Origin of the sequence: Qipengyuania sp. HL-TH1 (assembly GCF_036365825.1) — a bacterium.
Classification (GTDB): domain Bacteria; phylum Pseudomonadota; class Alphaproteobacteria; order Sphingomonadales; family Sphingomonadaceae; genus Qipengyuania; species Qipengyuania profunda.
On the sequence record NZ_CP142675.1, the window covers coordinates 2,603,082 to 2,628,733 of the forward strand.

24 protein-coding genes are annotated in these 25,652 nt (G+C 66.4%); 17 read left to right on the top strand and 7 right to left on the bottom strand.

What is annotated here, in order from left to right; all coding sequences use genetic code 11:
• Positions 1–48 precede the first annotated feature (48 nt).
• The 3 genes from VWN43_RS13340 to ald all read left to right on the top strand — a co-directional run bounded on the left by VWN43_RS13340 (position 49) and on the right by ald (position 5,245).
• Positions 49–2,382: an FtsK/SpoIIIE family DNA translocase gene (locus VWN43_RS13340; protein WP_253521496.1), complete on the top strand. Its 2,334-nt coding sequence runs from the start codon at positions 49–51 to the stop codon at positions 2,380–2,382.
• Positions 2,383–2,455: 73 nt separating this feature from the next.
• Entirely contained in the window at positions 2,456–4,042 is a 1,587-nt protein-coding gene (locus tag VWN43_RS13345) for a DUF389 domain-containing protein (protein ID WP_320181421.1), read from the top strand.
• 87 nt (positions 4,043–4,129) lie between these two features.
• The gene (gene ald / locus VWN43_RS13350; RefSeq protein WP_320181420.1) at positions 4,130–5,245 is read left to right on the top strand and encodes an alanine dehydrogenase; all 1,116 of its coding nucleotides are present in this window, start codon (positions 4,130–4,132) and stop codon (positions 5,243–5,245) included.
• A gap of 1 nt (position 5,246) precedes the next feature.
• On the opposite strand, the gene VWN43_RS13355 is transcribed toward ald, so the two are convergent.
• Entirely contained in the window at positions 5,247–5,639 is a 393-nt protein-coding gene (locus VWN43_RS13355; RefSeq protein ID WP_320181419.1) for an acyl-CoA thioesterase, read from the bottom strand.
• Positions 5,636–7,777: a S9 family peptidase gene (locus VWN43_RS13360; RefSeq protein WP_320182167.1), complete on the bottom strand. Its 2,142-nt coding sequence runs from the start codon at positions 7,775–7,777 to the stop codon at positions 5,636–5,638. The genes VWN43_RS13355 and VWN43_RS13360 overlap by 4 nt, the downstream gene beginning before the upstream one ends.
• A 152-nt stretch (positions 7,778–7,929) precedes the next feature.
• Between VWN43_RS13360 and VWN43_RS13365 the strand changes: the two genes are divergently transcribed.
• The 6 genes from VWN43_RS13365 to VWN43_RS13390 all read left to right on the top strand — a co-directional run bounded on the left by VWN43_RS13365 (position 7,930) and on the right by VWN43_RS13390 (position 13,644).
• Positions 7,930–9,735, top strand: a complete 1,806-nt coding sequence (locus tag VWN43_RS13365) for an aminopeptidase P family protein (RefSeq protein ID WP_320181418.1) — start codon at positions 7,930–7,932, stop codon at positions 9,733–9,735.
• Positions 9,736–9,797: 62 nt separating this feature from the next.
• The gene (locus VWN43_RS13370) at positions 9,798–10,193 is read left to right on the top strand and encodes a VOC family protein (RefSeq protein WP_320181417.1); all 396 of its coding nucleotides are present in this window, start codon (positions 9,798–9,800) and stop codon (positions 10,191–10,193) included.
• Between the two features lies 1 nt (position 10,194).
• On the top strand, positions 10,195–10,608 hold the full coding sequence (locus VWN43_RS13375; protein WP_320181416.1) for a cupin: 414 nt from the start codon (positions 10,195–10,197) through the stop codon (positions 10,606–10,608).
• A gap of 162 nt (positions 10,609–10,770) precedes the next feature.
• Complete coding sequence (locus VWN43_RS13380; RefSeq protein ID WP_320181415.1) at positions 10,771–11,445, top strand: hypothetical protein; 675 nt, start codon at positions 10,771–10,773, stop codon at positions 11,443–11,445.
• Between the two features lie 49 nt (positions 11,446–11,494).
• Positions 11,495–12,232: a response regulator gene (locus tag VWN43_RS13385; protein ID WP_320181414.1), complete on the top strand. Its 738-nt coding sequence runs from the start codon at positions 11,495–11,497 to the stop codon at positions 12,230–12,232.
• Positions 12,229–13,644: a sensor histidine kinase gene (locus VWN43_RS13390; RefSeq protein ID WP_320181413.1), complete on the top strand. Its 1,416-nt coding sequence runs from the start codon at positions 12,229–12,231 to the stop codon at positions 13,642–13,644. The genes VWN43_RS13385 and VWN43_RS13390 overlap by 4 nt, the downstream gene beginning before the upstream one ends.
• Here the strand turns inward: VWN43_RS13390 and VWN43_RS13395 are convergent.
• Positions 13,641–15,215, bottom strand: a complete 1,575-nt coding sequence (locus VWN43_RS13395; protein ID WP_320181412.1) for a helicase HerA-like domain-containing protein — start codon at positions 15,213–15,215, stop codon at positions 13,641–13,643. The genes VWN43_RS13390 and VWN43_RS13395 overlap by 4 nt on opposite strands.
• A gap of 111 nt (positions 15,216–15,326) precedes the next feature.
• Between VWN43_RS13395 and pabB the strand changes: the two genes are divergently transcribed.
• The 5 genes from pabB to VWN43_RS13420 all read left to right on the top strand — a co-directional run bounded on the left by pabB (position 15,327) and on the right by VWN43_RS13420 (position 19,210).
• Positions 15,327–17,138 (top strand): aminodeoxychorismate synthase component I, encoded by a 1,812-nt coding sequence (gene pabB, locus VWN43_RS13400; protein ID WP_320181411.1) that lies wholly within the window; start codon positions 15,327–15,329, stop codon positions 17,136–17,138.
• Positions 17,138–17,791 carry an RluA family pseudouridine synthase gene (locus tag VWN43_RS13405; protein WP_320182166.1) on the top strand — a complete coding sequence of 218 codons (654 nt, stop codon included), beginning with the start codon at positions 17,138–17,140 and terminating at the stop codon, positions 17,789–17,791. The genes pabB and VWN43_RS13405 overlap by 1 nt, the downstream gene beginning before the upstream one ends.
• Complete coding sequence (arfB, locus tag VWN43_RS13410) at positions 17,784–18,188, top strand: alternative ribosome rescue aminoacyl-tRNA hydrolase ArfB (protein ID WP_253521459.1); 405 nt, start codon at positions 17,784–17,786, stop codon at positions 18,186–18,188. The genes VWN43_RS13405 and arfB overlap by 8 nt, the downstream gene beginning before the upstream one ends.
• 117 nt (positions 18,189–18,305) lie before the next feature.
• Positions 18,306–18,473 carry a 50S ribosomal protein L33 gene (gene rpmG / locus VWN43_RS13415; protein WP_050601641.1) on the top strand — a complete coding sequence of 56 codons (168 nt, stop codon included), beginning with the start codon at positions 18,306–18,308 and terminating at the stop codon, positions 18,471–18,473.
• 74 nt (positions 18,474–18,547) lie between these two features.
• Positions 18,548–19,210: a LolA family protein gene (locus VWN43_RS13420; RefSeq protein ID WP_320181410.1), complete on the top strand. Its 663-nt coding sequence runs from the start codon at positions 18,548–18,550 to the stop codon at positions 19,208–19,210.
• Positions 19,211–19,454: 244 nt separating this feature from the next.
• Here VWN43_RS13420 and VWN43_RS13425 read toward each other — a convergent pair whose 3' ends face one another.
• A complete protein-coding gene (locus VWN43_RS13425; RefSeq protein WP_320181409.1) occupies positions 19,455–20,900 on the bottom strand; it encodes an alkaline phosphatase in 1,446 nt (481 codons plus the stop codon).
• A 136-nt stretch (positions 20,901–21,036) separates the two neighbouring features.
• Between VWN43_RS13425 and xth the strand changes: the two genes are divergently transcribed.
• The 3 genes from xth (at position 21,037) to VWN43_RS13440 (ending at position 23,394) form a co-directional block, all read left to right on the top strand.
• A complete protein-coding gene (gene xth, locus VWN43_RS13430) occupies positions 21,037–21,828 on the top strand; it encodes an exodeoxyribonuclease III (protein ID WP_320181408.1) in 792 nt (263 codons plus the stop codon).
• A 35-nt stretch (positions 21,829–21,863) separates the two neighbouring features.
• The gene (gene ribA / locus VWN43_RS13435; RefSeq protein WP_320181407.1) at positions 21,864–22,883 is read left to right on the top strand and encodes a GTP cyclohydrolase II; all 1,020 of its coding nucleotides are present in this window, start codon (positions 21,864–21,866) and stop codon (positions 22,881–22,883) included.
• Positions 22,884–23,034: 151 nt separating this feature from the next.
• The gene (locus VWN43_RS13440; protein WP_320181406.1) at positions 23,035–23,394 is read left to right on the top strand and encodes a GNAT family N-acetyltransferase; all 360 of its coding nucleotides are present in this window, start codon (positions 23,035–23,037) and stop codon (positions 23,392–23,394) included.
• On the opposite strand, the gene VWN43_RS13445 is transcribed toward VWN43_RS13440, so the two are convergent.
• From VWN43_RS13445 to VWN43_RS13455, 3 genes are all read right to left on the bottom strand, one after another.
• A complete protein-coding gene (locus VWN43_RS13445; protein ID WP_320181405.1) occupies positions 23,372–24,358 on the bottom strand; it encodes a right-handed parallel beta-helix repeat-containing protein in 987 nt (328 codons plus the stop codon). The genes VWN43_RS13440 and VWN43_RS13445 overlap by 23 nt on opposite strands.
• A gap of 61 nt (positions 24,359–24,419) precedes the next feature.
• Positions 24,420–24,683 carry a hypothetical protein gene (locus VWN43_RS13450; RefSeq protein ID WP_320181404.1) on the bottom strand — a complete coding sequence of 88 codons (264 nt, stop codon included), beginning with the start codon at positions 24,681–24,683 and terminating at the stop codon, positions 24,420–24,422.
• Complete coding sequence (locus VWN43_RS13455) at positions 24,680–25,651, bottom strand: alpha/beta hydrolase (protein ID WP_320181403.1); 972 nt, start codon at positions 25,649–25,651, stop codon at positions 24,680–24,682. Before VWN43_RS13455 ends, VWN43_RS13450 begins: the two co-directional genes overlap by 4 nt.
• Position 25,652: the final 1 nt, after the last annotated feature.

The following is a 25,652-nucleotide window of genomic DNA, read 5'->3' on the forward strand; positions in this document are numbered from 1 at the left end:
TCCCCGAGGATTCATACTGCGCGCTCTCAACGGATCAGGGGACCCCACATGGCTTCGCGCGCAGGCGCAGCACCCGATTGGCGCGCGGCGTTTCGCCGCTCCTTCCGCCGTGCCACGCATATGGCGGGCGCCGGAGTGCTGTTCGCGCTGCTCGTTTTCCTGACGCTGGCGCTGGCGAGTTACACCCAGACCGATCCCAGCCCCTCGACCGCGGCCAGCGGGGCGGACATCCGCAACTGGATGGGCGCCAGCGGGGCCTGGGCGAGCGAACGCGCGCTCAATTTCCTCGGCCTGCCCGCAGTGCTGCTGCTGCCGCTGTTCTATATCTCCGCGCGGCGGCTGTGGACCGGGGTCGAGCGCGAGGACGAGGAGGAAACGCCCGGCCGCTGGTGGCGCCCTGTCGCCATGCTGCTCGCCGCGATCGCGCTGCTCGACACGGTGCTGGCACTGGTTTTCGATCCCGCCACCGGCAGCCTGCCGGCAGGTGTCGGCGGGTTGTTCGGCCAGCTCGGCGGGCTGGGGATCGAGGCGGTGGCGGAGCGCTTCGGCGGCGCATTCTCCGGCTGGATCGTGCTGGTCCTCGCCCTGATCGCGCTGGGCGGCGGCATCGCGCTGGTCACCCGCGTCTTCGCGATCGACTGGGCGCAATTCCTCACCCTGCCCGACTTCGTGAAACGCAAGGCGCAGCTGCCCGAGCTCGACCTGCCGCTCGCGCCGAAGAAGCAGAAGCGCGCGGCCAAATCGTCCGAGGATGACGAGGCTGAGCCGGTGCCGATGAACGAGCCGCGGCGCGCACCCGAAATCGCCGATCCTGCGCCGACCCCGGTTCAGCCAAGGCCGGCCAAGGCCAAGCAGCGCGACATGTTCGCCAATTACCAGCTGCCGAGCCACGACCTGCTCGACGACGCCCCCGATCATACCGCGCCCAAGCTCGACAAGATGGCGCTCGAACGCAATGCGCGGCTGCTCGAAAACGTGCTCGACGATTTCAACGTCAAGGGCGAGATCACCGCGGTGCGCGCGGGGCCGGTGGTCACCATGTACGAGCTCGAACCCGCGCCGGGCATCAAGGCCAGCCGCGTGGTCGGGCTGGCCGAGGATATCGCGCGCAACATGTCGGCGATCAGCGCGCGCGTGTCGCCGATCCCCGGCAAGACGGTCATCGGCATCGAATTGCCCAATGCCGACCGCCAGATGGTCAGCTACAAGCAGCTCGCCAATTCGGCAGCCTTCGTCGACCACCAGGGCAGTCTGCCGATGATCCTCGGCAAGGATATCGCAGGCGAACCGATCGTCGCCGATCTGGCCGCGATGCCGCATCTGCTGGTCGCGGGCACCACCGGTTCGGGCAAGTCGGTCGGATTGAACGCGATCCTGCTGTCGCTGCTCTATCGCTTCACGCCCGACGAATGCCGGTTGATCCTGATCGACCCCAAAGTGCTCGAGCTGAAGAGCTATGACGACATCCCCCACCTGCTCAGCCCGGTGGTGACCGAGCCGCACAAATCGGTGCGCGCACTCAAATGGGCGGTCGAGGAGATGGAGCGGCGCTACCGGATGATGTCGTCGGTCAATTCGCGCAATATCGCCGGTTTCAACGAAAAGGTCGGCAAGGCGATCGAGAAGGGCAAGCCGCTCGGCCGGCGCGTACAGACCGGCTTCGACCCCGAAACCGGCGAGGAGCTCTACGAGGAAGAGCAGCTCGATTACGAACCGCTGCCGCTGATCGTGCTGATCGTCGACGAACTGGCCGATCTGATGGTCACCGTGGGCAAGGAAATCGAAGTGCTGATCCAGCGGCTGTCGCAGAAGAGCCGCGCCGCCGGCATCCATCTGATCATGGCGACGCAGCGCCCGTCGGTCGATGTCATCACCGGCGTCATCAAGGCGAACCTGCCGACGCGCATCAGCTTCAAGGTGACCAGCCGCATCGACAGCCGCACGATCCTGGGTGAGCAGGGTGCCGAGCAGCTGCTGGGCAAAGGCGACATGCTCTACAAGCCCAACACCGGCGCGATGATCCGCGTTCATGGTCCCTTCGTCAGCGACGAGGAAGTCGAACGCGTCGCGACCCACTGGCGCGCGCAGGGCAAGCCCGATTACGTCGATGCCGTGACCGAGGAGCCGGAGGATGGCGGCTTCAACTTCGAGGACGAATTTACCGCGTCGGACAATCCCGAAGAGCGCAAGTATCGCCAGGCCTGCCAGATCGTGATCGAGAACCAAAAGGCATCGGGTTCGTGGCTGCAGCGCCAGATGGGCGTGGGCTACAACACTGCCGCCAAGTGGATCGAACGCATGGAGAGCGAAGGGCTGGTGGGGCCCGCCAACCATGTCGGGCGGCGCGAGATTTTCCGCGATCAGGACGGCAACCCGCTCTGACCGCCATACGGACGAACCACGAGGTGCAGAATCCACGCGACTCGCGGGGATGGGCGAGCTAGATAGCGCGCCGATGACCAGCCCGACCGACGACACCGCAAGCGCAGCCGAGACCGACAAGGCCCGCACCGGAGCGTTCGCCAGCCGCCGGCCGATCAGCCGGTTGACGATACTGCGCGCGCTGGTCGAAGTGCGCATGTGGTGGCGCGACGGGGTAATCGCCGATCTCGACCATGTCGCCACGATCGAACGCGTGCGCGGCGAATCGCTGCTCACCAGCCGCTATATCTTCATGACCGCGATGAGCGCGGGCATCGCGATCCTCGGCCTGCTGCTGTCGTCGCCTGCGGTGGTTATCGGCGCCATGCTGCTCTCGCCGCTGATGAACCCGATCCTCGGCACCGGCTTCTCGCTCGCCACGGGCGATGCCGATTGGCTGCGGCGCTGCGGCAAGGCGCTGGTGGCGGGGTCGGTGTTCGCAATCCTGTTCTGTGCGCTGATCGTCTATTTCTCGCCGCTGCAGACGGTGACCGAGGAAATCGCCGCGCGCACGCGGCCCAATCTGTTCGACTTGCTGGTCGCGCTGTTTTCGGCGCTGGCCGGATCCTATGCGGTGATCCGCGGCCGTGAAGGCACGATCGTGGGCGTAGCGATCGCCACCGCCCTGATGCCGCCGCTGGCGGTGGTGGGCTTCGGCCTCGCCACCTTCAATTGGACGGTCTTCGGCGGCGCGCTGGGCCTGTTCATCACCAACCTCGTGACGATCGGACTGACCGCTGCGCTGATGGCGCGGCTCTACGGCTTCCAGTCGGACATGACGCACCGCCAGACCCGGTTGCAGTCGATGGTGATGGTGGCGGTGTTCGTCTCGCTGGCGGTGCCGCTCGGCTTCTCGCTGCGGACGATTGCCTGGGAGGCGAACGGCCAGCGGATCGTCAACCAGGAGGTCGCCGAGGCCTTCACCGGACGCGCGCGGGTCGAACAGCCGATCGTCAATTGGGCGGCCGAACCCGTAACCATCGCTGCCAGCGTCTTTACTCCCGAGTTCAATCCCGGCGCCGACAGCGAGGTGGCCGAACGGCTGTCCCAGCGGCTGGGACGGCCGGTGGTGGTGACGATCGACCAGTTCCAGGTCGGTACCGATCCGGGCGCCGCCGAGCAGGCCGCATTGGCGCAGGCGCGCGTGCGCGAGGCGGCCGAGGCGAGCGAGCGCCAGATCGCGACACTGGGGCAAAGCGTCGCTCTGATCGCCGGAGTCGCGCGCAAGGATGTGATGCTCGACCGCGAGAACCAGACGGTTCAGGCGACCGCACAACCGCTCGCAGGCCTCACCCTCTCGGGCTACCGCCAGCTGGAGCAGCGGCTCGAGCGCACGACGCCGGGCTGGACGGTCGATTTGCGCCCGCCCCTTGTCGCCTTGCCCGAGGTTACCGTGAGCGAAGAGGGTCTCGATGACGCGAATACGTCGCGGGTCGCGCTAATCGGCTGGGCTGCGCGGCGCACCGGTCTGCGGATCACCTTGAGCGGCAGCGAAAGTGCGCTCGCGGCGGTGACGCAGGCGCTCGGCGCGGACGCCCGCTATATCGACACTACCACATCGGGAGCAGGGAATACCGTGACCGCCGCCTGGTCGACGGCTGCGGGCACTGTGCCCGACTAGACCGGTCACCTCCTGCGAGTAGGGTGACAGGCTTGCCGCCGCTTGGTTGCAGTTGTAACGGACGCGCGCAATCAAGGAGTCCCCCCAATGCGCATCGGCAGCCCCAAGGAAATCAAGAACCACGAATACCGCGTCGGCCTGACGCCCGAGAGCGCGAAAGAGCTCGTCATGCAGGGCCACGAGGTGTGGATCGAGACCCAGGCGGGTGCCGGCATCGACGCCAATGACGACCAATATGTCGCTGCCGGGGCGAAAATCGTCGACGGTCCCGATCCGATCTTCGCCGAATGCGAAATGGTGGTGAAGGTCAAGGAACCGCAGTCGGTCGAGCGCAAGAAGCTGCGCGAGGGCCAGATCCTCTACACTTACCTGCACCTGGCACCCGACGCGGACCAGACGAAGGAACTGCTCGACAGCGGCGTCACCGCGATCGCCTATGAGACGGTGACCGGTCCGCGCGGCCAGCTGCCGCTGCTCAAGCCGATGAGCCAGGTGGCCGGCCGGATGAGCGTGCAGGCGGGCGCCACCGCGCTCGAGAAGGCGCATGGCGGACGCGGTGTGCTGCTTGGCGGTGTCCCGGGCGTGATGCCCGGCAAGGTCGTGGTGATCGGCGGCGGCGTGGTCGGCTTCAATGCCGCGCAGATGGCGGTCGGCCTCGGGGCCGACGTGACCATTCTCGATCGCGATCCCGAAGTGCTCGAAAAGGTGGGCACGCATTTCGAGGCGCGCGCCAGCACGCGCTTCTCCAACGCCGCCAATCTCTACGACGCAGTGACCAATGCCGATCTGGTAATCGGCGCCGTTCTGATCCCCGGGGCCGCATCACCCAAGCTGGTAACGCGCGAGATGCTCAAGGACATGCACAAGGGTGCGGTGCTGGTCGATGTCGCGATCGACCAGGGCGGCTGTTTCGAAACCAGCCGCGCGACCACGCATGCCGAACCGACCTATGTCATCGACGATGTCGTCCATTATTGCGTTGCCAACATGCCCGGCGCGGTGGCGCGCACGAGCACCTATGCGCTCAACAATGTGACGTTGCCGCATGCGCTGCGCATCGCGCGGATGGGCTGGAAGGATGCGCTCGCCGCCGATCCGCATCTCGCCGAAGGGCTCAACGTCCACCGCGGCGAAGTGACCTATGAAGCGGTCGCCACCGAACTCGGCTACGACTATCGTCCGGCGGCGGAACTGCTCCGCTAGGTCAGAGGAACGGCGCGATCACTTCGGGGCGCACCCGCGCGGGGCGCCCCGAAGTGCGATCGAGCATGGCCCAGGTGGTCGCCGCACTGACGATCACCCGGCCCGCAGAATCGCGAAAATCGACGCGGCGCAGCGACTTGGCGCCGCGTGCCCCGCCTTCGATCCAGGTCGTGCCTTCGACGCTCTGCCCCAGGTCGATATTGCCGCGGTAGTCGATCTCGTGGCGGACCACGAGCCAGACAAATTTCTCGCGGTCCTCGGGCCGCGCCGCGGCGTCCCAATGCGCGGTCGCCATGTCCTGTATCCACTGCACCCACACCGCATTGTTGACGTGCCCCATCTCGTCGATGTGGCGCGCCTCCGCGGTGAAGCTGCGGGTGAAGCTGGGTATCACTCGGCCTCGCCCATCTGCCACAGGATGAAGGCGACCTCTTCGGCGGTTTCGTAGATCGACTGGAAACGGCCCGACTTGCCGCCGTGGCCCGCGCCCATATTGGTCTTGAGCAGCAGCTCGCTGTCGCCGGTCTTTACCTCGCGGAGCTTGGCCACCCATTTGGCGGGTTCCCAATAGGTAACGCGCGGGTCGTTGAGGCCGGCGGTCACCAGCATCGGCGGGTAATCCTGCGCGGTCACCTGGTCATAGGGGCTGTAGCTGAGGATGTAGGCGAAGGCCTGCTTGCTCAGGATCGGGTTACCCCATTCGGGCCATTCGCCCGGCGTCAGCGGCAACTCTCCGTCGAGCATGGTCGACAGCACATCGACGAAGGGCACATGCGCCACCACCGCGCCCCACAGCTCGGGATCGGTGTTGACCACCGCGCCCATCAGCTCGCCGCCCGCCGAACCGCCCGAAATGCTGATCCGGCCTTTCTCGGTATAGCCCTTGGCGACCAGTCCCTTCGCCACGTCGACGAAATCGTTGAACGTGTTGGTGCGCTCGTTGAGCTTGCCCTGCAGGTACCACTTGCGGCCCAGGTCGTCGCCGCCGCGGATATGCGCGATGGCGTAGGCATAGCCGCGATCGACCAGGCTCAGCCGCGAGGTCGAGAAGCCCGGCGGCACCGCGTAGCCATAGGCGCCGTAGGCATAGAGGTGCAGCGGAACGGTCTTCGGCCGGTCCTTGCGCATGATGATGCTGACCGGAACCATCGTGCCGTCGCGCGCGGCGATTTCGACGCGCTCGGTGGTGTAGAGCGCGGGGTCGTAACCGCTGGGGATTTCCTGCTGCTTGAGCAGCTCGAGCTCGCCCGTGGCGACGTGGTAGTCATAGACCGAATCGGGCGTGACCATGCTCTCGTAGGCCAGCCGCAGGGTGTCCTGATCGTATTCGGGATTGTTGCTCAGCCCTGCGCTGAAGCTGGCCTCGGCAAAGGCGATCGGCTTGACCAGATTGGCATTCTTGTAGGACCGCAGCTGGATCTGGTCGAGCCCGCGCAGTCGCCCTTCGGTGACATAGAAGTCCTTGAACAGTTCGAAACCGGTCAGGTAAAACTCGTCCGATCCGGAAATCAGCGTGGTCCAGTCGCCCGGCGTCTCGAGCTTGGCGGTCGCCAGCCGGAAATTGACGTGATCGTCATTGGTATGGACCCACACCATCCCGTCGCGCACATCGACATCGTATTCGACGCCCTTCTGCCGCGGCTTGACCAGCACCTGCTCCGCCGTGGGATCGCTGGCGGGCACCAAGCGGACTTCGCTGGTCTCGTTGTCGCCGGTCGAAATGATCAGCCAGTCTTCCTGTGCCGACAGGCCGGTGCCGACGCGAAAACCCTCATCCATGGTTTCGCGGTAGAGTTCGACGTCTTCGCTGACCGGCGTGCCGAGGACATGCATGGTCGCATCGTGGACGCGCCAATTGTCGTCCGCAGTGCCATAGACCAGCGCCGTGTCGTTCTTCACCCAGACGAGGTCCGACAGCGTGCCGGGAATCTCGTCGGGCAGCAGTTCGCCCGTTTCCAGGTCCTTGATCCGCGCGGTGAAGCGTTCGGAGCCGTTGGTATCGGCCGAATAGGCGAGGTAGCGGCCGTTCTGCGACACCGAAAACGCACCCAGGCGGAAATATTCGACCCCCTCGGCCAGCGCGTTCTCGTCGAGGATCAGGACGTCGTCGCCCCCGGCAACCGGCTTGCGGTAATATTTGCGGTATTCCGCGCCTTCCTCGAACTCCGACCAGTAGAGATAATCCCCGCGGCGCTGCGGCACGGTGGAATCGTCTTCCTTGATGCGCGCCTTCATCTCCGCGAACAATTCGTCGACCAGCGGCTGCTGCGGCTTCATCCGCGCTTCGAACCACGCGTTTTCGGCCTTCAGATGGTCGAGCACGTCCTCGTCGTCGATCGTCGGATAGGACTGGTCACGCAGCCAATGATAGGGGTCGGAAATCGTGATCCCGTGATGCGAATAGCTGTGGTCGCGTTTTTCGGCAGTCGGCGGCGAAGTCGGCTGTGGCACTGTGGTCCCTTCGGAGTTCTGGGCGTGGAGCGGCGCGCTGAGCGCCAGCGATGCGGCAGATAGGAACGCGGCGTATCGCATGAAAGGCATGGGTGGTCCTCCCCCGGGCGGCGCAAAACTGGAAAGGAGCGCCGCGGATGACTATGACGGGGGAGTGATTATGCGGCTGCGCCACGCGCCGCAAGCACCGAGTCGCTCCCCAGCGCGACCGGCGCGAAGGAAAGGATTTCTCGATGCTGATGCAGACCCATGAAGCCCGTCTTGACGGATTGCGCAAGGAACTGGCCCGCCGCGGCCTCGACGGCTTCGTCATTCCCATCTCGGACGAGCATATGAGCGAATATGTCGGCTCCTATGCCCAGCGGCTCAACTGGCTGACCGGTTTCGGCGGCAGCGCCGGAAGTGCCGCCGTGCTGCAGGACCGCGCAGCGATGTTCACCGACGGGCGCTATACCGTCCAGGTGCGCGAGCAGGTCAGCGGGGCGCTGTACGATTACGAGGATGTGCCCGCCACATCGCCCGCCAAATGGATCGCCGAGCACGCGCCCGAGGGGGCAAAGATCGGCTATGACGCATGGCTGCACGGGATCGGCTGGGCCGAGGAGGCCGAAGCCGCGTTCGCACGCAAGGGCATCGAACTGGTCCCGGTGGACGGCAATCCGATCGATGCGATCTGGGACGACCGTCCGCAGGCCTCGCTGGCCACAGCGGTGCCGCATGGCGACGAGCATGCCGGACGGTCGAGCGCCGACAAGCGTTCCGAAGTGGCCGACTGGCTCAAGCAGGAAGGGTATGATGCGACCGTCGTCAGCGCGCTCGATTCGGTCGCGTGGCTGCTGAACATGCGCGGCAGCGATGTCGACAACACTCCGGTCGCGCTGTCCTATGTCCTGGCGCATGCCGATGGAACCGCCGAACTGTTCATCGCGCCCGACAAGGTCACGCCCGAACTCACCCAGCATCTCGGCAATGCGGTGACGGTGCGCGACCGCGCGGAATTCGTACCCGCGCTCGAGGCGCTGGACGGCAAGCGGGTCGCGGTCGATCCGAACCATGCGGTGGCGGGCATCTTCCACGCGCTGGAACAGGGCGGCGCCAGCGTGGTGCGCACCGACGATCCGACCGTGCTGCCCAAGGCGATCAAGAACCCAGCCGAACAGCAGGGCCACCGCGATGCCCAGTCGCGCGATGGTGCCGCCGTGGCGCGGTTCCTGCGCTGGCTCGGCATCGAAGCGCCCAAGGGCGGCGTCGACGAGCTCGCCGCGGCGGCCAAGCTGCGCGAATTCCGCGAAGCGGGCGGCCTGCTCAAGGATGCGAGCTTCGATACGATCAGTGCCGCAGCGGGCCATGCCGCGCTGCCGCATTACAAGGTCGATGAAGACAGCAATATCCCGATCCCGCCGTCGTCGATCTACCTCGTCGATTCGGGCGGCCAGTATCTCGACGGCACCACCGACATCACCCGTACCGTGTGGATCGGCCCGGGCGAACCCAGCGCCGAGATGGTCGAGCGCAACACGCGCGTGCTCAAAGGCCATATCCAGCTCGACATGCAGAAATTCCCCGATCGCACCACGGGCGGCGCGCTCGACGCGCTGGCCCGGATGCATCTGTGGAACGGCGGGGTCGATTACGGCCACGGCACCGGGCATGGCGTCGGCAGCTTCCTCTCGGTCCACGAGGGCCCGCAGCGGATCAGCAAGCCGGGCGGCGCCTTCCCCGGCACCGAAACCCCGCTGCGCGAGGGGATGATCCTGTCGAACGAGCCCGGTTACTACAAGCCCGGCGAATACGGCATCCGGATCGAGAACCTCGTGCTGGTGGTCGATGCGGGTCTTGCGGACAGCGAGGGCAAGTATCTCGGCTTCGAAACGCTGACGATGGTTCCGCTCGACCGGACGCTGGTCGACCCCGCTCTGCTCAGCGAGGCCGAAATCGGCTGGTGGAACGACTATCACACCGCGGTCTACGCCACGCTCGCCCCGCAGCTCGAAGGCGATGATCTCGCTTGGCTCGAGGAGCAATGCGCGCCCTTGTAGGTTCATCTACGTTCCCTTAATGTTCCGCCGGTCGCGAGTCGTTTTCGACAAGGAGAGTGCAGATGATCGGATATGTGACAGTGGGGACCAACGATCTCGAGCGAGCGGCTCGGTTCTACGATCCCATCGCGGCCGAACTGGGCGTGGGGCGGATGATGGATTTCGACAGCTTCATCGCCTGGGGCAATATGGACGGCGCGGCGGGTATCGCTGCGACCAAGCCATTCGATGGCGAAGCGGCGACCGTCGGCAATGGCACCATGGTGGCCCTGCAGGCGCAGGACCGCGATCAGGTGCAGCGGCTGTACGACATCGCGCTGGCCAACGGCGGCACCAGCGAGGGTGAACCGGGTCCCCGCGGCGAACCCGACGCCAACGGCATGGTCTTCTATGCGGCCTATTTCCGCGATCCCGATGGCAACAAGCTCAACGCTTTCCTGATGGACAAGGTGACCTGACATGGCCCGGCCGCACCGTCTCGCCGACAGTTTCATCCATCTGGGTCTGGGCGCGACGGCGGTGCCGCAGCCGCCCTTCGACGGGCTCGAATGGTACGAAGCCTATGGCGAGCGGCACGGGGCCGACGGGCGCGAGGGGCGGCTGGTCGGCCAGCACCACTTTACCGAAAGCTGGGCCAGCTGGGAAATGCACCCGCTGGGCGAGGAAGTGGTGATCTGCACCGCGGGCACGATGGTGCTGACGCAGGAATTTCCCGAAGGGCGCCGCGAAAGCACGACGCTGGCGGCGGGGGAGTATGCCATCAATCCCGCGGGCGTGTGGCATATTGCCGATATCGATAGCGAAGCCACCGCCATATTCATCACTGCGGGCGAGGGCACCCGGCACCGGCCCCGCTGCCTTGCAGCGCGATGAACAGGTCCGCCGCGCCGATGCAATTCGTTACAATTCAGGCCATGTTCGGGATATTGCTGCGACATTGCGGGCCTAGAACGGGGATACGAGCTGCGGCGGGCGAATACGTCCCTCCCCTCAGACCCCTGGTCCGTCGCAGCTCTCCACTTTTGGAGATAAGCAATGAACAAGACCTTCCTCACTCTCTCCGCTGCCGTGCTGGCGCTGACCGGCACTGCTGCAATCGCGCAGCACCGTGGCGGGGAAAATCCCGACACCGATGGCGATGGCCGCATCACGCTGGCCGAAATGCAGGCCACCAGCGCTGCGCGCTTCGCCCGCATGGATGCCAATGGCGATGGTGTGCTCAATGCCAACGACCGCGCGGCCAAGGGCACCCAGATGTTCGCCCAGGCGGACACCGATGGTGATGGCGAGCTGACCGCAGCCGAAATGACGGCTGCGCATGAAGCCCGCAAGGCGAACCGGCCCGAACGCGGCGACCGTGCCGAACGGCGCGGCACTCGCGGCGGTGATCGCAGCGCCCGCATGGCCGAGCATTTCGCCAAGGCCGATACCGACCAGTCGGGCGGCCTCTCGCAAGCCGAACTGGCCGCAATGCACGAAGCCCGCGGCGAACGCGGCAAACGTGGTGGCCGTGACGGAAAGCGCGGCGGCATGCACATGAGCGCCGATACCAATGGCGACCAGGCGATCAGCCGCGCCGAATTCGATGCTTCGGTCGAGGCCCGCTTCGCCAAGCTCGACACCAATGGCGACGGCGCGATTTCTGCCGAGGAACGCGATGCACAGAAGGGCGAACGCCGTGCCAAGCGCGGCGAGCGCCGCGGCCAGTAACGCTTGATCGCAGGGACCACCGGGCGGTAGGCGCGGAATTGAATTACCTATGACCGAACCCGCGTCCACCTCCATCCTGCTCGTCGATGACGAACGCAGCCTGCGCGAACCCCTGGCGGAGTATCTTACCCGCCAGGGGTTCGTCGTGCGCGAGGCGGACAGCGCCGCGCAGGCACGCACGCTGCTGGCGCAGGAATTGCCGGACCTCGCGCTGCTCGACATCATGATGCCCGGCGAAGACGGCCTGTCGCTGTGCCGCCATCTGGTCGAGAGCCGCGGCCTGCCGACGATCCTGCTCACCGCCAAGGGCGAAGCCATGGACCGGATCATCGGCCTGGAAATCGGCGCCGACGACTATGTCACCAAGCCTTTCGAACCGCGCGAACTGGTGGCGCGCATCCGCTCGGTGCTGCGCCGTGCCGAACGGCCTGCCGCCGTGGCCGACGAGGAATTCCTCTATCGGTTCGAAGACTGGCATCTCGACCCGCTCAAGCGCCGCCTAACCGATCCCGACAATGCGCTGGTGCCGCTTTCGACTGCCGAGTTCCGCATGCTGCGCGCCTTTTGCGATCACCCGCGGCAGGTGCTCGACCGCGACCGGTTGCTCGATATGGTTCAGGGGCGCGAAGCCCAGCTATTCGACCGCGCAGTCGACAACCAGATCAGCCGGCTAAGGCGCAAGATCGAAACCGACAGCCGCAACCCGCATTTCATCCAGACCGTACGCGGCGGCGGCTATCGCTTCGGTGCCGAGGTCACGCGCGTCGCGCGCAACGACAACGCATGACGCGTTTCCTGCCCCGTAGCCTGCTCGGACAGGTCATGCTGGCGCTGGCCGCTGCACTGCTGATCGCGCAGGCCATCTCGGCGACCATGCTCTACCGCGCGGCTTCCGAACGGCGCGAGCTTGCCGTGACCAGCGCTGCGAGCTTCCAGCTCCTCGTCGGCCAGCGCCGCGACCTGCGCGACGAACGGCGCCGGCGCGCGCGTCCGCCATCGGGCCGGCCCGGCCCCGTCGAAGACGAACCGTTCATCCGCCTGCCGCGCAGCATCCGTTTCTCGAACAGCGAGACCAGCCCGCTGCTCTCCGGCGAAGAACGCAATTCGGCGCGCGAGGCCGCGATCACGCGCCAGCTTGAACGCCAGGGCCTGGAAGTGGCCGAAATCGTCGTCACCGACCGCTCGCTGGAGTCGGATCCGCTTGTCGGCCAGCTGGAGCAGACCCACCCCGTATGGGACCAGCGCCTGCGCACCGCGCCGCATGAATTGCTGGTGGTCGGCTTGCGGCAGGAGGGCACCGATGGCTGGCAGGTCGCCCGCCTCGCCGTGCCGCCCCCCGATCGCGGCATCGTCCGCACCCTCGTTCTGCAGACGCTGATCCTGTTCCTGGTGCTCGTCGGTCTGCTCTATTTCGTGCTGCGCCGAATTACCCGCCCACTCGCCGCGCTGGCCGACCGCACCCGGCGGTTCGGGAGCGCGGGCGCGCCCGAGGAACCGCTGATACCCAGCGGCCCGCAGGATGTCCGCCGACTGATCGAAGCGCATAATGCGATGCAGGGACGGATCGGGTCGATGCTCGACGAAAAGGACGTCATGCTCGGCGCCATCGGGCATGATCTGAAAACCCCGCTCGCCGCGCTGCGGGTGCGCATCGAAAGCGTCGAGGACGAGGCCGCGCGCGCGAAAATGGCGGCGACGATCGAGGACATTACCCGCACGCTCGACGAGATCCTTTCGCTCGCGCGGATCGGGCGCAGCGATGCGCCGCCCGAAATGACCGAGCTCGGCGCGCTGGCCGCGTCGGTGATCGAGGAATTCGAGGATTTGGGCCAGCCGGTCACGCTTGCCGGCGGCGCACGCATCGCCGCCCCGGTGCATCTCACCTGGCTCAAGCGCGGGCTGCGCAATCTCGTCACCAATGCGCTGCGCTATGCCGGCACGGCGCATGTCAGCGTGCTGCGCGAGGACGGTATGGCGGTGCTGCGGGTGGAGGACGAGGGCCCGGGCATTCCCGAGGACCGCATTCACGAAATGCTCGAGCCCTTCACGCGCGGCGAGGCCAGCCGCAATCGTGAAACCGGCGGCTCCGGGCTGGGCCTGACGCTGGCGCGCGCGGTGGCCGAACAGCATGGCGGGACGTTGACGCTCGCCAACCGTCCCGAAGGCGGATTGCGCGCCGAAATCCGCATTCCGACCTAGCGCATCAACCCGCCGACCAGATTGCGGACGAAGCGGCCCGCGATACTGCCGCCAAACTCGGTCGCGATCGACCCGGCGGCCGAAGTCGCAGCCGACCGTGCCGGATTGGCGCGGCTTTTCTTGCCCAGCACCTTGGCCGCGATGAGCGAAGCGGCGCTGCTCGCGGCAGCCCCCGCCGCGGCCTTGCCCGCCTTTTCCCATAGCGAAGTGGTCTTGCGGCTGCGCTTGCGTACTTCGGTTTCGCCCTTCTCCGCGACCTCCTCGGCGGTCGCGGCCGCGTCGACTGCCTTGGCGGCGAGCACTTCCTCGGCGCTCTCGCGATCGACCGCGACGTCGTATTTCCCATCGAGCGCGCTGACCGAATTGACGATCTTGCGCTCCTTCTCGGTCACCGGGCCAAGACGCGATTGCGGCGGTTTGATCAGCGTGCGCTGGACCACCGTCGGCGCCCCGTCCTCGTCGAGCGAGGAAACCAGCGCCTCGCCCACTTTCAATTCGGTGATCGCCTGCGCGACATCGAGTTCGGGATTGATGCGGAAGGTTTCCGCGGCCGCCTTGATCGCGCGCTGGTCGCGCGGGGTGAAGGCGCGCAGCGCATGCTGAACGCGGTTGCCCAGCTGGCCGGCGATCTTTTCCGGAATGTCGATCGGGTTCTGCGTGACGAAATAGACGCCCACGCCTTTCGAGCGGATCAGGCGGACGACCTGTTCGACCTTGTCTTCGAGCGCTTCGGGCGCGTCATCGAACAGCAGGTGCGCTTCGTCGAAGAAGAACACCAGCCTGGGTTTGTCGGGATCGCCCACTTCGGGCAGGCTTTCGAACAATTCGGCAAGCAGCCACAGCAGGAAGGTGGCGTACAGCTTGGGCCCGCGCATCAGCTTGTCCGCGGCGAGCACGTTGATCACGCCCCGGCCCTGGTCGTCGAGCGCGAGGAAATCGTCGATCTCCAGCGCGGGTTCGCCGAAGAACATGTCCGCGCCCTGGCTCTCGAAACTCAGCAGCTGCCGCTGGATCGCCCCGACGCTGGCCTTCGACACATTGCCGTAAGTGCCCGAAAGCTCCTTCGCGTTCTCATAGGCATAGGCGAGCATCGATTGCAGGTCGCCGAGGTCGAGCAGCAGCAGTCCATCATCGTCGGCATGGCGGAAGATGATGTTGAGCACACCTTCCTGCGTCTCGTTGAGATCGAGCAACCGCGCCAGCAGCAACGGCCCCATTTCCGAAATGGTGGTGCGGATCGGGAAGCCCTGCTCACCATACAGATCCCAGAAAACGGCGGCATTGTCGGCATAGGCATAGTCTTCCATGCCCAGTTCCGCCGCCCGCGCTTCGAGCTTGTCGGCATGCTTGAACTGCGGCGAACCGGCCATCGAGATACCCGCCAGATCGCCCTTCACATCGGCAACGAAGACCGGGACGCCATTGGCGGAGAAACTTTCCGCCAGCCCCTGCAGCGTCACCGTCTTGCCAGTGCCCGTCGCCCCGGCGATCAGACCGTGGCGATTGGCCTGGTCGAGCCGCAAGTGCTGGTTCTCGCCATTTCCGCCCAGTCCAAGAAAAATCTCGCTCATTGTGCTGCCCGCTCCCGATGGTTCGCCCGCCCTTGCGGTGTGGCGCAGCCTTGTGGGTGCGGTCAAGCTATCCCTCGACAGGCGCAGCGCTTGCGGTAAAGGCTGGCACCGATGGCGGAAAAGCGTCCCTTTGTCCTGCTCGACGATGCGCGCGAATGCGGCGCGGCGGATGCTCTGCTGTTCGAGAACCCGCGCGAAATTTTCATCGCCCAGCGCCCCGAACAGGTTGCCGAAGCGCTTGCGGCGGCGGAAGCCGCGCGGCAGGCAGGCGGCGAACTGGCGGGCTTCATCGCTTACGAGGCCGGATTGGCGCTGGAAGACCGGCTTCGCCCGCTCGCCGATGCACGCAGCGGCGGCGGCGGGCCGCTGGTCTGGCTCGGCCTGTTCGATGCACCGACGCGGATCGCCGCAGCCGACATGCCCGACTGGCTGGCAGCGCATGCACAAGGCGGTGGCAGTGTCGGCCCGCTCGAGCCGCAGCTGTCACCGGGCGGCTATGCGCAGGCTTTCGGGACGCTGCAGGACGCGATCCGCGCGGGCGATATCTACCAGGCCAATTTGACCTTCCCGCTGGCGGGCAATTTCACCGGCGATCCGCTGGGGCTCTACGCCGCGCTGCGCCCGGCGGCGCAGGCGGGCTATGGCGGCGTCATTTTCGACGGTACGCATTGGCTGCTCAGCCTCAGCCCCGAATTGTTCGTCTCGCTCAAGGATGGCGAGGCCAAGGCCAAGCCGATGAAGGGCACGCGCCCGCGGGGCAGCGATGCGGAGACCGACGCAGCGCTGGCAGCAGAGCTCGCCGGTTCGGTCAAGGACCGCGCCGAGAATCTGATGATCGTCGATTTGATGCGCAACGATCTCGCCCGTGTCGCCGAAGCCGGCAGCGTGCGGGTGGACGAACCCTTCGCGATCGAGAGCTACCCCACCGTCCACCAGATGGTCAGCGTGGTCCGCGCCCGGCTTGGGCAGGGCGAAGGCGCGGTCGATCTCGTCCGCGCGCTGTTCCCCTGCGGGTCGATTACGGGTGCGCCCAAGATCCGCGCCATGGAATTGATCGACACGGTCGAGCGCGATCCGCGCGGCGCCTATTGCGGGGCTATCGGCCGGATCGGCGCAGGCGGCGATGCGGCCTTCAACGTGGCGATCCGCACCTTGCGGCTGACCGAGATCGAGAACGGCCGCGGCAAGGCGGTGCTGGGCGTGGGCGGCGCGATCGTCGCCGACAGCGAACCGCGTACCGAATGGCGCGAGGCGCTACTCAAGGGGGCCTTTGCCCGCAGCTCCTCGCCCGCTTGCCGCGCCGCGCAATTCGACCTCATTGAAACCATGCGCTTCACCCCCGACAAGGGGATCGCCCAGCTCGAAATGCATCTCCAGCGGATGAAAGACAGCGCCGCCGAACTCGGCTTTTCCTTCGACCGCCACGAAGCGCGCAACCAGTTGCATGCGCTGTGTTTTGTGCTCGAGCGGCCCAGCCGGGTGCGCCTGTTCGCCGCCCGCTCGGGCGCGATCGCGCTCGAGGCGCGCGACCTGCCGCAGGCCTGGCCCGAACCGGCGCGCTGCATCGTCCTGCCGCTGCCGGTCGACCCGGGCGACTGGCGGCTGCGGCACAAGACCACCGACCGCAGCTTTTACGAAGATGCCCAGCGCGTCGCGCACAGTCACGGCGCGCAAGAAGCGCTGTTCGTGCGCGAAGACGGGCTGCTGACCGAGGGCTGCGTGACCAATATCTTCGTCGAGGATGGCGACGGCGGCCTGCTCACCCCGCCCGCGCGCCTCGGCCTGCTGCCCGGTGTCTATCGCCGGACCCTGATCGAGCAAGGCCGCGTGCGCGAAGCGGACCTGCGGATCGAGGATTTGGACAAGGGCTTCTACCTCGGCAATGCGCTGCGGCTCCTGATGAAAGCGACACTCAAGACATGATGCAGATCCCGATCCTTTTCGAAGACGGCGAGGCGCTGGTGATTGACAAGCCTTCCGGGTTGCCGATCGAACGCCCGCGGCGGGGCGGCGCGTGCCTCGAAGACCATTTCGAGCAGCTCAAGCTGGGGTTCCAGCGCGCGCCGGTGCCGGTGCACCGGATCGATACCGATACCAGCGGCTGCCTGCTGCTGGCGCGCAATCCCAAGGCGCTGACGCGGTTCTCGCGCGCCTTTGAGGACCGCCGGGTCGAAAAGCGCTATCTCGGCGTGCTGGCCGGTGTGCCGGACGCAAGCGAAGGGACGATCGAACTGTCGCTGTCCAAGATCAGCAGCGCCGAAAAGGGCTGGCGCATGATCGCGGCGAAAAAGGGCAAGCCCTCGATCACCCATTGGCGCGTGCTCGCCGAAATCGATGGCCGCGCATTGCTCGAATTCCGTCCCGAAACCGGGCGTACCCACCAGATCCGCGTGCATTGCGAGGCGGGGCTGGGCCTGCCGCTGCTGGGCGATCCGGTCTATGGCGACGGCAAGGGCGCCCCGCGCACCATGCTGCATGCCGCGGCGATCACCGTCCCGCGCGAGGGCAAACCGCCGATCGCCGCCACCGCCCCCGTCCCGCGCGATTTCACCGCGCTCGGCTTCGGCGATGGGTAGGATAGCCGACAAGGCTCTCGAAATTGCCGAGGAGAAGTTCATCGCCTCCTCGGGCCCCGGCGGGCAGAACGTCAACAAGGTCGCTACCTCGGTCCAGTTGCGGGTCGATGTGTTCCAGCTGGGCATGGATCCCGAATCCTTCGAGCGCCTCAAGGACATCGCCGGGAGCAAGTTCACCAAGGGCGGTGAAATCGTGCTGACCGCCAATGAATACCGCACGCAGGAACAGAACCGCGAGGCGGCGCGCGAACGGCTGGTCGCGCTGCTTGCCGAAGCGCTCACGCCGCCGCGCAAACGCAAGCAGAGCCGCGTCAACCGCGTGGGCAAGGTCAAGCGTCTCAAGGCCAAGAAGGCGCGCGGCGAAGTGAAGTCCAAGCGTGGCCGGGTCGACTGGTAGAATGCTTGACTTTTGCCGGTGAATCGCCCAATGGGCGCGCCGGAACGGCGGTGCTCTGCGCGCCGCCCTTGTTTTTTCGGGCCCCATCGGCCCCTTTCAGATCTTTAGGAACACGCCATGGCGAAGCCCGCAACCGTCAAGATCAAGCTCGTCTCGACCGCCGACACGGGCTTCTACTATGTGACCAAGAAGAACCCCCGGAATCACACCGAGAAGTTCACCTTCCGCAAGTACGATCCCGTCGCGCGCAAGCACGTCGAGTTCAAGGAAGCCAAGATCAAGTAATGCGCAACCAGCTGAACCGCGGGAACGAGCGGGGTTCAGCGATGGTTCAATGCTCCGACCCTAACCGCAGGAGCATGAGCACCTTGTCTTTGCAAAAGCATAAATCGATTCGCGCCGCGCTAGCCCTTTCGCTGGCCGCGGCGCTTCCTGCATCCGCCATCCTGGCGCCGGCCCCGGTGGCCGCCGCCCAGGGCGATCTCGACAAGGCCGTTGCCGCCTTGCGCGGCATCTCCACGATGAAGGCCGATTTCGTCCAGACCGACCGCAGCGGCCAGACCGTCCGCGGGGTCATGACGCTCAAGCGGCCGGGCAAGATCCGCTTCGAATACGAGAAGGGCGTGCCCATGCTCGTCGTCTCGAACGGCAAGTCGATGTATATGGTGGACTACGAGGTCAACCAGGTCCAGCGCTGGCCGATCGAGAACTCGCCGCTTGGCGCGCTGCTCGACCCGAGCCGCGACGTGAAGCGCTTCGGCAAGCTGGTGCCGACCAGCCACCCCGATGTCGTCAGCGTCGAAGTACGCGATACCAAGCGGCCCGAGTTTGGCGTGATCACGCTGATCTTCGCCCGCGATGCCGCATCGCCCGGCGGGCTGCGGCTGACGCATTGGGTCGCGCTCGATTCGCAGAACCACCGCACCACCGTCCGACTCGCGAACCAGCGTTACGGCGTGGCGGTGGCCGACAGCGCGTTCACTTTCCGCGACCCGCGCCGTTCGTCCCGTCGTCCGGGATAAACGGGCACGCGGCGAATTGTGCGATCTATGCGTTATCCCGCTCCACGGCGTTCATTGAACAGCAATCGAGCGAGGCCTAATTTCTAATCCACGAGACGACACGAGGCGGGTTTCCCCCCTGTTGACCCCCTCGATCTGGTTCGTCTCGTTCCAAGCGTGACGAACGCTCACAGGAAACCCTCGCGCCAATGCCCCCGGCGCGAGGGTTTTTTGTTGTTCGCATGGGATGGGCGCGATGGCGCCGCTATTCAGCGTCCCAGCCGAATGCCGTGCGGATCACGTCGTAAATCAGGTTCTGCTCCATCACGCCGCGCACATTGCCCGCGCCCGGGCCATTGGCGTAGAGCGCGACATCCTCGCCCGCATGCGTTTCCGAACCCATGGGCACCAGCGCCTGCTGATGCGCCATCACCCCGGTTTCGGGGATCGGCCGCCCGCCGCCCGCATCATGCTTCACCGCGCCCGGACCATTGGCATAGCCCAGCGTGGTATAGGGCTTCCCATCGGCGGCCAGCATCGGGTCGTCGCCACGCTCGCCCCCGGCGGCGGGCGGTACGACCAGGCCGAGGATATCATTGCCGCGCCGCGGGTAGCCCGCGATGGTGAACACATGGCTGTGATCGGCAGTGACCATGATCAGCGTTTCGGCCGGGTCGGTGTTGTCGATCGCCCACTGGATCGCCCGCGCGAACTCGACCGCTTCCTCCAGCGCATAGCCCGCCTGCCCCGCGTGGTGCCCGTGATCGATGCGCCCGCTTTCGACCATCAGGTAGAAGCCGTCCCGGTCGCCTGCCAGCCGGGTAACGGCCGCGGCGGTCATGTCGGTCAGCGTGGGCTCGCTGCTCTCGGCGTCGCGATCGACCATGTAGGTCATGTGGCTGGGCGAAAAGAGCCCGAGCAGCGGCGCATCGGCGGGGGCCGCGGCCAGGTCAGCGGCAGTGGTGACGAAATGGCCCCCGGTTGCCGCCGCCCAGTCCGCGGGAAGGTTGGCGCCGTCATCGAGCCGCAGTCCGCCGTTCTGCTTGCCGAAGAATGCCACGCTGCCGCCGCCCAGCGCGACATCGAACGGTGCGCCGACCAATTGCTGCGCGATGTCGCTGCAACCGCGTCCGCGCTGATCTTCGGGAATCGCGGTATCGCCTTCCCAGTCGCGCGACACGCTGCGCGCATAGACCGAGGCGGGGGTCGCATGCGTGAGCCGCGCGGTGCTGACGATGCCCAGCGCCAGTCCGCGCTGCTTCACCTCTTCCCCGAGCAGGCCAAGCTCGTGCCCGCTGCCCGAGGCGCAGTCGCCCTTGGTCACGCCGGGCCCGTAGCCGAGCACGCCGATCCGGGTTTTCACGCCCGTATGCATGGCGCTGGCCGTGCCCGCACTGTCGGCGACCTGCGCATCGGTATTGTAGGTCTTGACCAGCGCGACATTGTCGAAGGTCTCGAACGGCAGGACGTATTCCTCGCCGCTCTGCCCCTGCTTCTGCCCCGCATAGATCCGCGCGGCGGTGACGGTGGAAACCCCCATGCCGTCGCCGATGAACAGGATGACGTTCTTCGCCTTGCCCGCGGCCTGCGTTTCGCTGGCAGCCGGGGCAGCGCGCGCCTTGTCGGGATAATTGTAATTGTTGGTGGTGGTGCAGCCACCCAAGGCCAGCGCCGCGGCGCAGATGGTCAGGCAGAACGGGCGGATGGTCATGCAATGTCTCCGGGTAGATTTGGCGGCGCCATATATCACGGCGGAACAAGACGATAGCGTGACGCTGCGGGGCACCGGCCAAGTCGCCGCGCGGTGCCCGCTTGCTGCCATCGGCCAAGGCACCTAAAGCCCCCGCATGGTCACCGTTGCAACCTGGAATATCAATTCCGTCCGCCTGCGCATGCCGATCGTCGAGCGCTTTTTGAAGGAGCAATCGCCCGACGTGCTGTGCCTCCAGGAAATCAAGTGCCAGGAGCACCAGTTTCCCTACGAAGCCTTCCGCGCGCTGGGGTACGAGCATTTCGCGGTACATGGGCAGAAGGGCTATCACGGCGTCGCGACGGTCGCGAAAACGCCACTGACCGAATTCTCGCGCCACGACTGGCAGGACAATGGCGAGGCCCGCCATGTCGGGGTCGAGCTGACCGAGCATGACGGAATGATCGTCGAGAACGTCTATGTCCCTGCCGGGGGCGACGAACCAAATCGCGAGATCAACGCCAAGTTCGGCCAGAAGCTCGATTTCCTCGAACGGATGACCCGCTGGGCCGATGCGGTCGACCGCCCGACGCTGATCGTCGGCGATTTCAACATCGCCCCGCTCGAAAGCGACGTGTGGAACCACAAGCAATTGCTCAAGGTGGTCAGCCACACGCCGATCGAGGTCGAGAGCCTGCAGCGCTTCATGGATGCGCATGGCTGGAGCGATATCGGGCGCGAACACGTCAAGGCGCCCGAACGCTACTACAGCTGGTGGAGCTACCGGTCGAAGGACTGGAAGGTGAACGACCGCGGCCGCCGGCTCGACCATATGTGGGCCAGCCCCGAACTCGCACGGCAGGCCACCGGCCATTCGATCCACGAATACGCGCGCGACTGGGAAAAGCCGTCGGACCATGTGCCGCTGGTGACGGAGTTCACGCTCTGAGCACGGCCTCCCCTTCACGGCGCGCGGCGCAGGCGGTGGACGCGCTGCGCCACGGCTGGCCGCTCGCCATCGAAGGGGCCCCGCTGCTGCAACCGGTCGAAACCGCTTTCGGCGAGCTGGCGGGATCGGCCATGCTGATCTCCGCCACGCGTGCGGCGACGCTCAAGCTGGCCAACCAGATCGAAGCCGCCGCGCCGCGCCAGCCGGTGCTGATGCGCGGCGCCGACCCGTTCGACCTGCCGGCCGCGCTGGCGGTTGCCGACCCGGCGCTAGACATGGCCAACCCGCTCAAGGGGCCGTTCAAGGCCATGGCGCTCGAATGGGAGGAACAGGCGCGCGCCGCGCTCGAACTCGCCCGCCTCGCCGGCGTGCTGCCTGCCTTTCTGGTCGATCCGGAGAATGCCGGCGAAGCGGTTGCGCTGAATGCTGCCGATGTGGGCGCCTTTACCGATGCCGCGCGGCTGCAGATCGCCTCGCGCGCGCGGCTGCCCGTGGCCGCCGCCGACGATGCGCGGATCGTCGCCTTCCGCAGCCCCGACGACACGCGCGAGCATGTCGCGCTGATCATCGGCGAGCAATCGGCCGACCGTATTCCGCTGGTCCGGCTGCACTCCGAATGCCTCACGGGCGATATCCTCGGCAGCCTCAAATGCGACTGCGGCCCGCAGCTCGCCGCCGCGCTGCAGGCGATGGCGCAGGAAGCGGACAAGGGCGGCTGGGGCATACTCCTGTACATGCGGCAGGAAGGCCGCGGGATCGGCATCATCAACAAGCTGCGCGCCTACCGCCTGCAGGACCAGGGCTTCGACACGGTCGATGCCAACACGCGGCTGGGCCTGCCCGATGAAGCGCGCGATTTTCCCACTGCAGCGCGGATGCTGGACCTGCTCAATGTCGGGGAGATCCGGCTGATGACGAACAATCCCGCCAAAGTCACGGCGCTCGCCGCGGTGGGCGTATCGATTGCCGAACGCGTGCCGCACGCGCTGCCCGACAATCCGCACAACGCGCATTACCTTGCGACCAAGCGCGACCGGTCGGGACATTTGCTGTGACCGCGATCGCGATCCGGCCCGAACGCGGCGGCGATGCACCGGCGATCTTCGCGCTGACCGAGGCGGCGTTTCAGGACATGCCCTATGCCGATGGCGACGAACAGCAGCTGGTCGACCGGCTGCGCGCCGATGCGATCTGGCGCTGTCGCTGGTGGCCGAGGATGCGACGCGGATCGTCGGCCATGCCGCATTTTCGCGGGTCACCATCTCCGATGGCAGCGAGGGGTGGTTCGGGCTCGGCCCGATCAGCGTCGCGCCCGGACTGCAACGGCAGGGCATCGGTTCGGCGCTGATCAAGCGCGGCATTGCCGATCTGCGCGAAAGCGGCGGGCGCGGGATCGTGCTGGTCGGCGACCCGGCCTATTACGCGCGCTTCGGCTTCGAATGCGATCCCGCGCTGCGCTACGACGGGGCGGAGCCCCGTTATTTCCAGCGATTGGTGCTTGAAGGCGACGCGCCGCGCGGCGCGGTGAGCTTCGCCCCGGCGTTCAGCGCCGCTCGAAGCGCCTGACGTTGCTGCCGAGCCTGTTGTTCTCGATCACCAGCGCGTCATTGGTCCAGTCGGCAATAAAGGCCGGGCTGCGCGACAGCCCCGGGACCATCCGCGCATCGTTGTCGGCAATGACCAGCCCGTCGGACGTGTAACGCGCGCCTTCGGCGCCGATGGCGATCATCGTCGACCAGTTTTCCTTGTCGCGCCCCTGGACGAACCAGTTTCCGCGGATCGCACCGGTCCCGCCATTGGGCAGGTCGATCAGGTAATTGGTGCCGTGGCCGTTGGCGTCGTCGAAACTGTTGCCCTCGATCACATTGCGCGCCGCGCGCGACTTGAGGTAATGGCCGCCGGTGCCCTGTTCGAACCGGCTGCGCGTCACCGTGACGCGGCCGTAATCGCCGGCATAGATCGAATGGGCGCAGCCGCCCGAGTTTTCGCAAGTGCCCAGCCGGGTGAAGGTCGATTTGTCGACCACCAGCTCGCTGTCGACACCATTGGTGGTCAGAATGCCCTGCTGGCTGTCACGGAACCAGCTTTGCGAAACGCGCAGCGGCCCCTGTTCCAACCGGATGCCCGCGCCATTGCCATCGGCAACCGCGATCTCGGCGAAGACCAGGCCTTCGACGCTGGCCCCGCGTCCGCGCAGCACCAGCGATGCCTTGCCTTCGCATGCCTTGCCGCCCAGCAGCGCTTCGCCCGGCTGTTCGGCACGGAAATGCATCACGCCCTCGCTCTGTACCGCGCACTCGTTCCAATTGCCGGAAGCGATCACCACCGTGCCCTCGCGATTGCCGATCGCATCGACCGCGGCTTGTAGCGAGCCATAGCCGCGGCCAGTCTCGGCGACGGTGAAGCTGGCCGATCCGCCGTTCTGCGCCACCACCGCTGCCAACGGGATCGCGCTGACCGCCATCGCGGCAATCGCAGCGAGGAGCCAGCGCGGAAGGCGCGAAGCAGGAGAGACGAATGGCGAAACCATGGCTTTCTTCTACGCCGTGATGGTTAACAGTAGAATAACTCCGCCCATCGCGCTGTTCCTGTCAATCGCGTTCGCCGATGCGCAAGCGCCACCCGCCTCGCGTCTTGCGCTTTGCGACGACCAGGACGAGCGCTGTCGCGAAAATCCAGACGGCTGCGGCAATGCCGGTGCCGAGAATGGGATCCCATTCGAGGAGAGGGGTGGGGGCGAGCATCACCGCGATGTACCCGGCCAGCAACGCCCAGCCCTGCCACGCGATCGGCAGCCCTGCGCCATAGCCGAAGCGTTTGGGTGCGAACCACGCCCCGTCATCACGCTCGCTCATTCGCTTGCTCCCCTATCGCGCGTCACGAAATCCGCCACGCCCGCGACCAAGGCGCGCGATACCGGGAGCGAGGGGTCGCCATAGCTTGCGCGGTTCGCTGCGGGCGCGCCGTCCGGAATGTCCTTGAGCACATGGTTCATCGCCGGAATTTCGAGATACTTGGCCTGTGGGGCCGCCGCACGAAGCATTTGGGCGTCGGTTGCGGTGACTTGCAGATCGTTCCCGCCATGGACGATCAGCATGGGCAGGTCGGTCTGCTTTGCCAGCGCTGCGGGATCCTGCGCCATCAAATCGATGAGAAAGCCCTGCACTGCGGGCGCGAAGAGGCTCTGAAGTGCAGGATGCAGCGGCGTGACATCGACGCGTTCGCCCGTCTCCAGCGTCGCTATCGCCGCTTCGGCATCCTCCAGCAAGGGCGCATTGGCGGGATTGGCGCGCAATTGCTCGCGCAGCACGGTGGCCAGCGGGCGGCCCGGCACAGCCACGAGGATGATCCCGCACAGATGCGGCACCTCCTGTGCCGCGGCGAGCGCGACGATCCCGCCCTCGCTATGCCCCAGCAGCCAGATACACTCGGCCCCGGTCGCAGTGCGCGCCGCGCCAACCCAGCTTGCAGTGTCGGTGACATAATCGGCGATCGTGACCGCATTGGCGTCCGCCACCGCCGCCTTGCTGGCGAACATACCGCGCTTGTCGATCCGCAATGTGCCGATGCCGCGCTCGGCCAGCGCGTCCGCGAGCAGGCGATAGGGTGCCGCAGTCACTCCCAGCGAACTGTTTCCATCGCGGTCGGTCGGGCCCGAACCCGGGATGATCAGGACCAGCGGTTGCCCTTCGGCGGGCGCGACCAGCGTTCCTGCAAGATCGCCTTGCGGCCCGGGGGCAACCAGCGTTTCCTGGGCCACCGCGGGCGCGGCGCCCACCGATGCCAGCAGGGCCCCGGCGCTCAGCCAGTGAATCACTGTCATC

Excerpts from the sequence above, each read along its gene's own strand:
- arfB (WP_253521459.1), top strand. The coding sequence starts at position 17,784 with ATGGGTAGGATAGCCGACAAGGCTCTCGAAATTGCCGAGGAGAAGTTC.
- VWN43_RS13445 (WP_320181405.1), bottom strand. The coding sequence starts at position 24,358 with ATGGTTTCGCCATTCGTCTCTCCTGCTTCGCGCCTTCCGCGCTGGCTC.
- VWN43_RS13375 (WP_320181416.1), top strand. The coding sequence starts at position 10,195 with ATGGCCCGGCCGCACCGTCTCGCCGACAGTTTCATCCATCTGGGTCTG.
- VWN43_RS13390 (WP_320181413.1), top strand. The coding sequence starts at position 12,229 with ATGACGCGTTTCCTGCCCCGTAGCCTGCTCGGACAGGTCATGCTGGCG.
- VWN43_RS13405 (WP_320182166.1), top strand. The coding sequence starts at position 17,138 with ATGCAGATCCCGATCCTTTTCGAAGACGGCGAGGCGCTGGTGATTGAC.
- VWN43_RS13365 (WP_320181418.1), top strand. The coding sequence starts at position 7,930 with ATGCTGATGCAGACCCATGAAGCCCGTCTTGACGGATTGCGCAAGGAA.
- VWN43_RS13450 (WP_320181404.1), bottom strand. The coding sequence starts at position 24,683 with ATGAGCGAGCGTGATGACGGGGCGTGGTTCGCACCCAAACGCTTCGGC.
- VWN43_RS13360 (WP_320182167.1), bottom strand. The coding sequence starts at position 7,777 with ATGCGATACGCCGCGTTCCTATCTGCCGCATCGCTGGCGCTCAGCGCG.
- pabB (WP_320181411.1), top strand. The coding sequence starts at position 15,327 with ATGGCGGAAAAGCGTCCCTTTGTCCTGCTCGACGATGCGCGCGAATGC.
- VWN43_RS13345 (WP_320181421.1), top strand. The coding sequence starts at position 2,456 with ATGACCAGCCCGACCGACGACACCGCAAGCGCAGCCGAGACCGACAAG.
- xth (WP_320181408.1), top strand. The coding sequence starts at position 21,037 with ATGGTCACCGTTGCAACCTGGAATATCAATTCCGTCCGCCTGCGCATG.
- VWN43_RS13420 (WP_320181410.1), top strand. The coding sequence starts at position 18,548 with ATGAGCACCTTGTCTTTGCAAAAGCATAAATCGATTCGCGCCGCGCTA.
- VWN43_RS13340 (WP_253521496.1), top strand. The coding sequence starts at position 49 with ATGGCTTCGCGCGCAGGCGCAGCACCCGATTGGCGCGCGGCGTTTCGC.
- rpmG (WP_050601641.1), top strand. The coding sequence starts at position 18,306 with ATGGCGAAGCCCGCAACCGTCAAGATCAAGCTCGTCTCGACCGCCGAC.
- VWN43_RS13380 (WP_320181415.1), top strand. The coding sequence starts at position 10,771 with ATGAACAAGACCTTCCTCACTCTCTCCGCTGCCGTGCTGGCGCTGACC.
- VWN43_RS13385 (WP_320181414.1), top strand. The coding sequence starts at position 11,495 with ATGACCGAACCCGCGTCCACCTCCATCCTGCTCGTCGATGACGAACGC.
- ald (WP_320181420.1), top strand. The coding sequence starts at position 4,130 with ATGCGCATCGGCAGCCCCAAGGAAATCAAGAACCACGAATACCGCGTC.
- VWN43_RS13425 (WP_320181409.1), bottom strand. The coding sequence starts at position 20,900 with ATGACCATCCGCCCGTTCTGCCTGACCATCTGCGCCGCGGCGCTGGCC.
- VWN43_RS13455 (WP_320181403.1), bottom strand. The coding sequence starts at position 25,651 with ATGACAGTGATTCACTGGCTGAGCGCCGGGGCCCTGCTGGCATCGGTG.
- VWN43_RS13370 (WP_320181417.1), top strand. The coding sequence starts at position 9,798 with ATGATCGGATATGTGACAGTGGGGACCAACGATCTCGAGCGAGCGGCT.
- VWN43_RS13395 (WP_320181412.1), bottom strand. The coding sequence starts at position 15,215 with ATGAGCGAGATTTTTCTTGGACTGGGCGGAAATGGCGAGAACCAGCAC.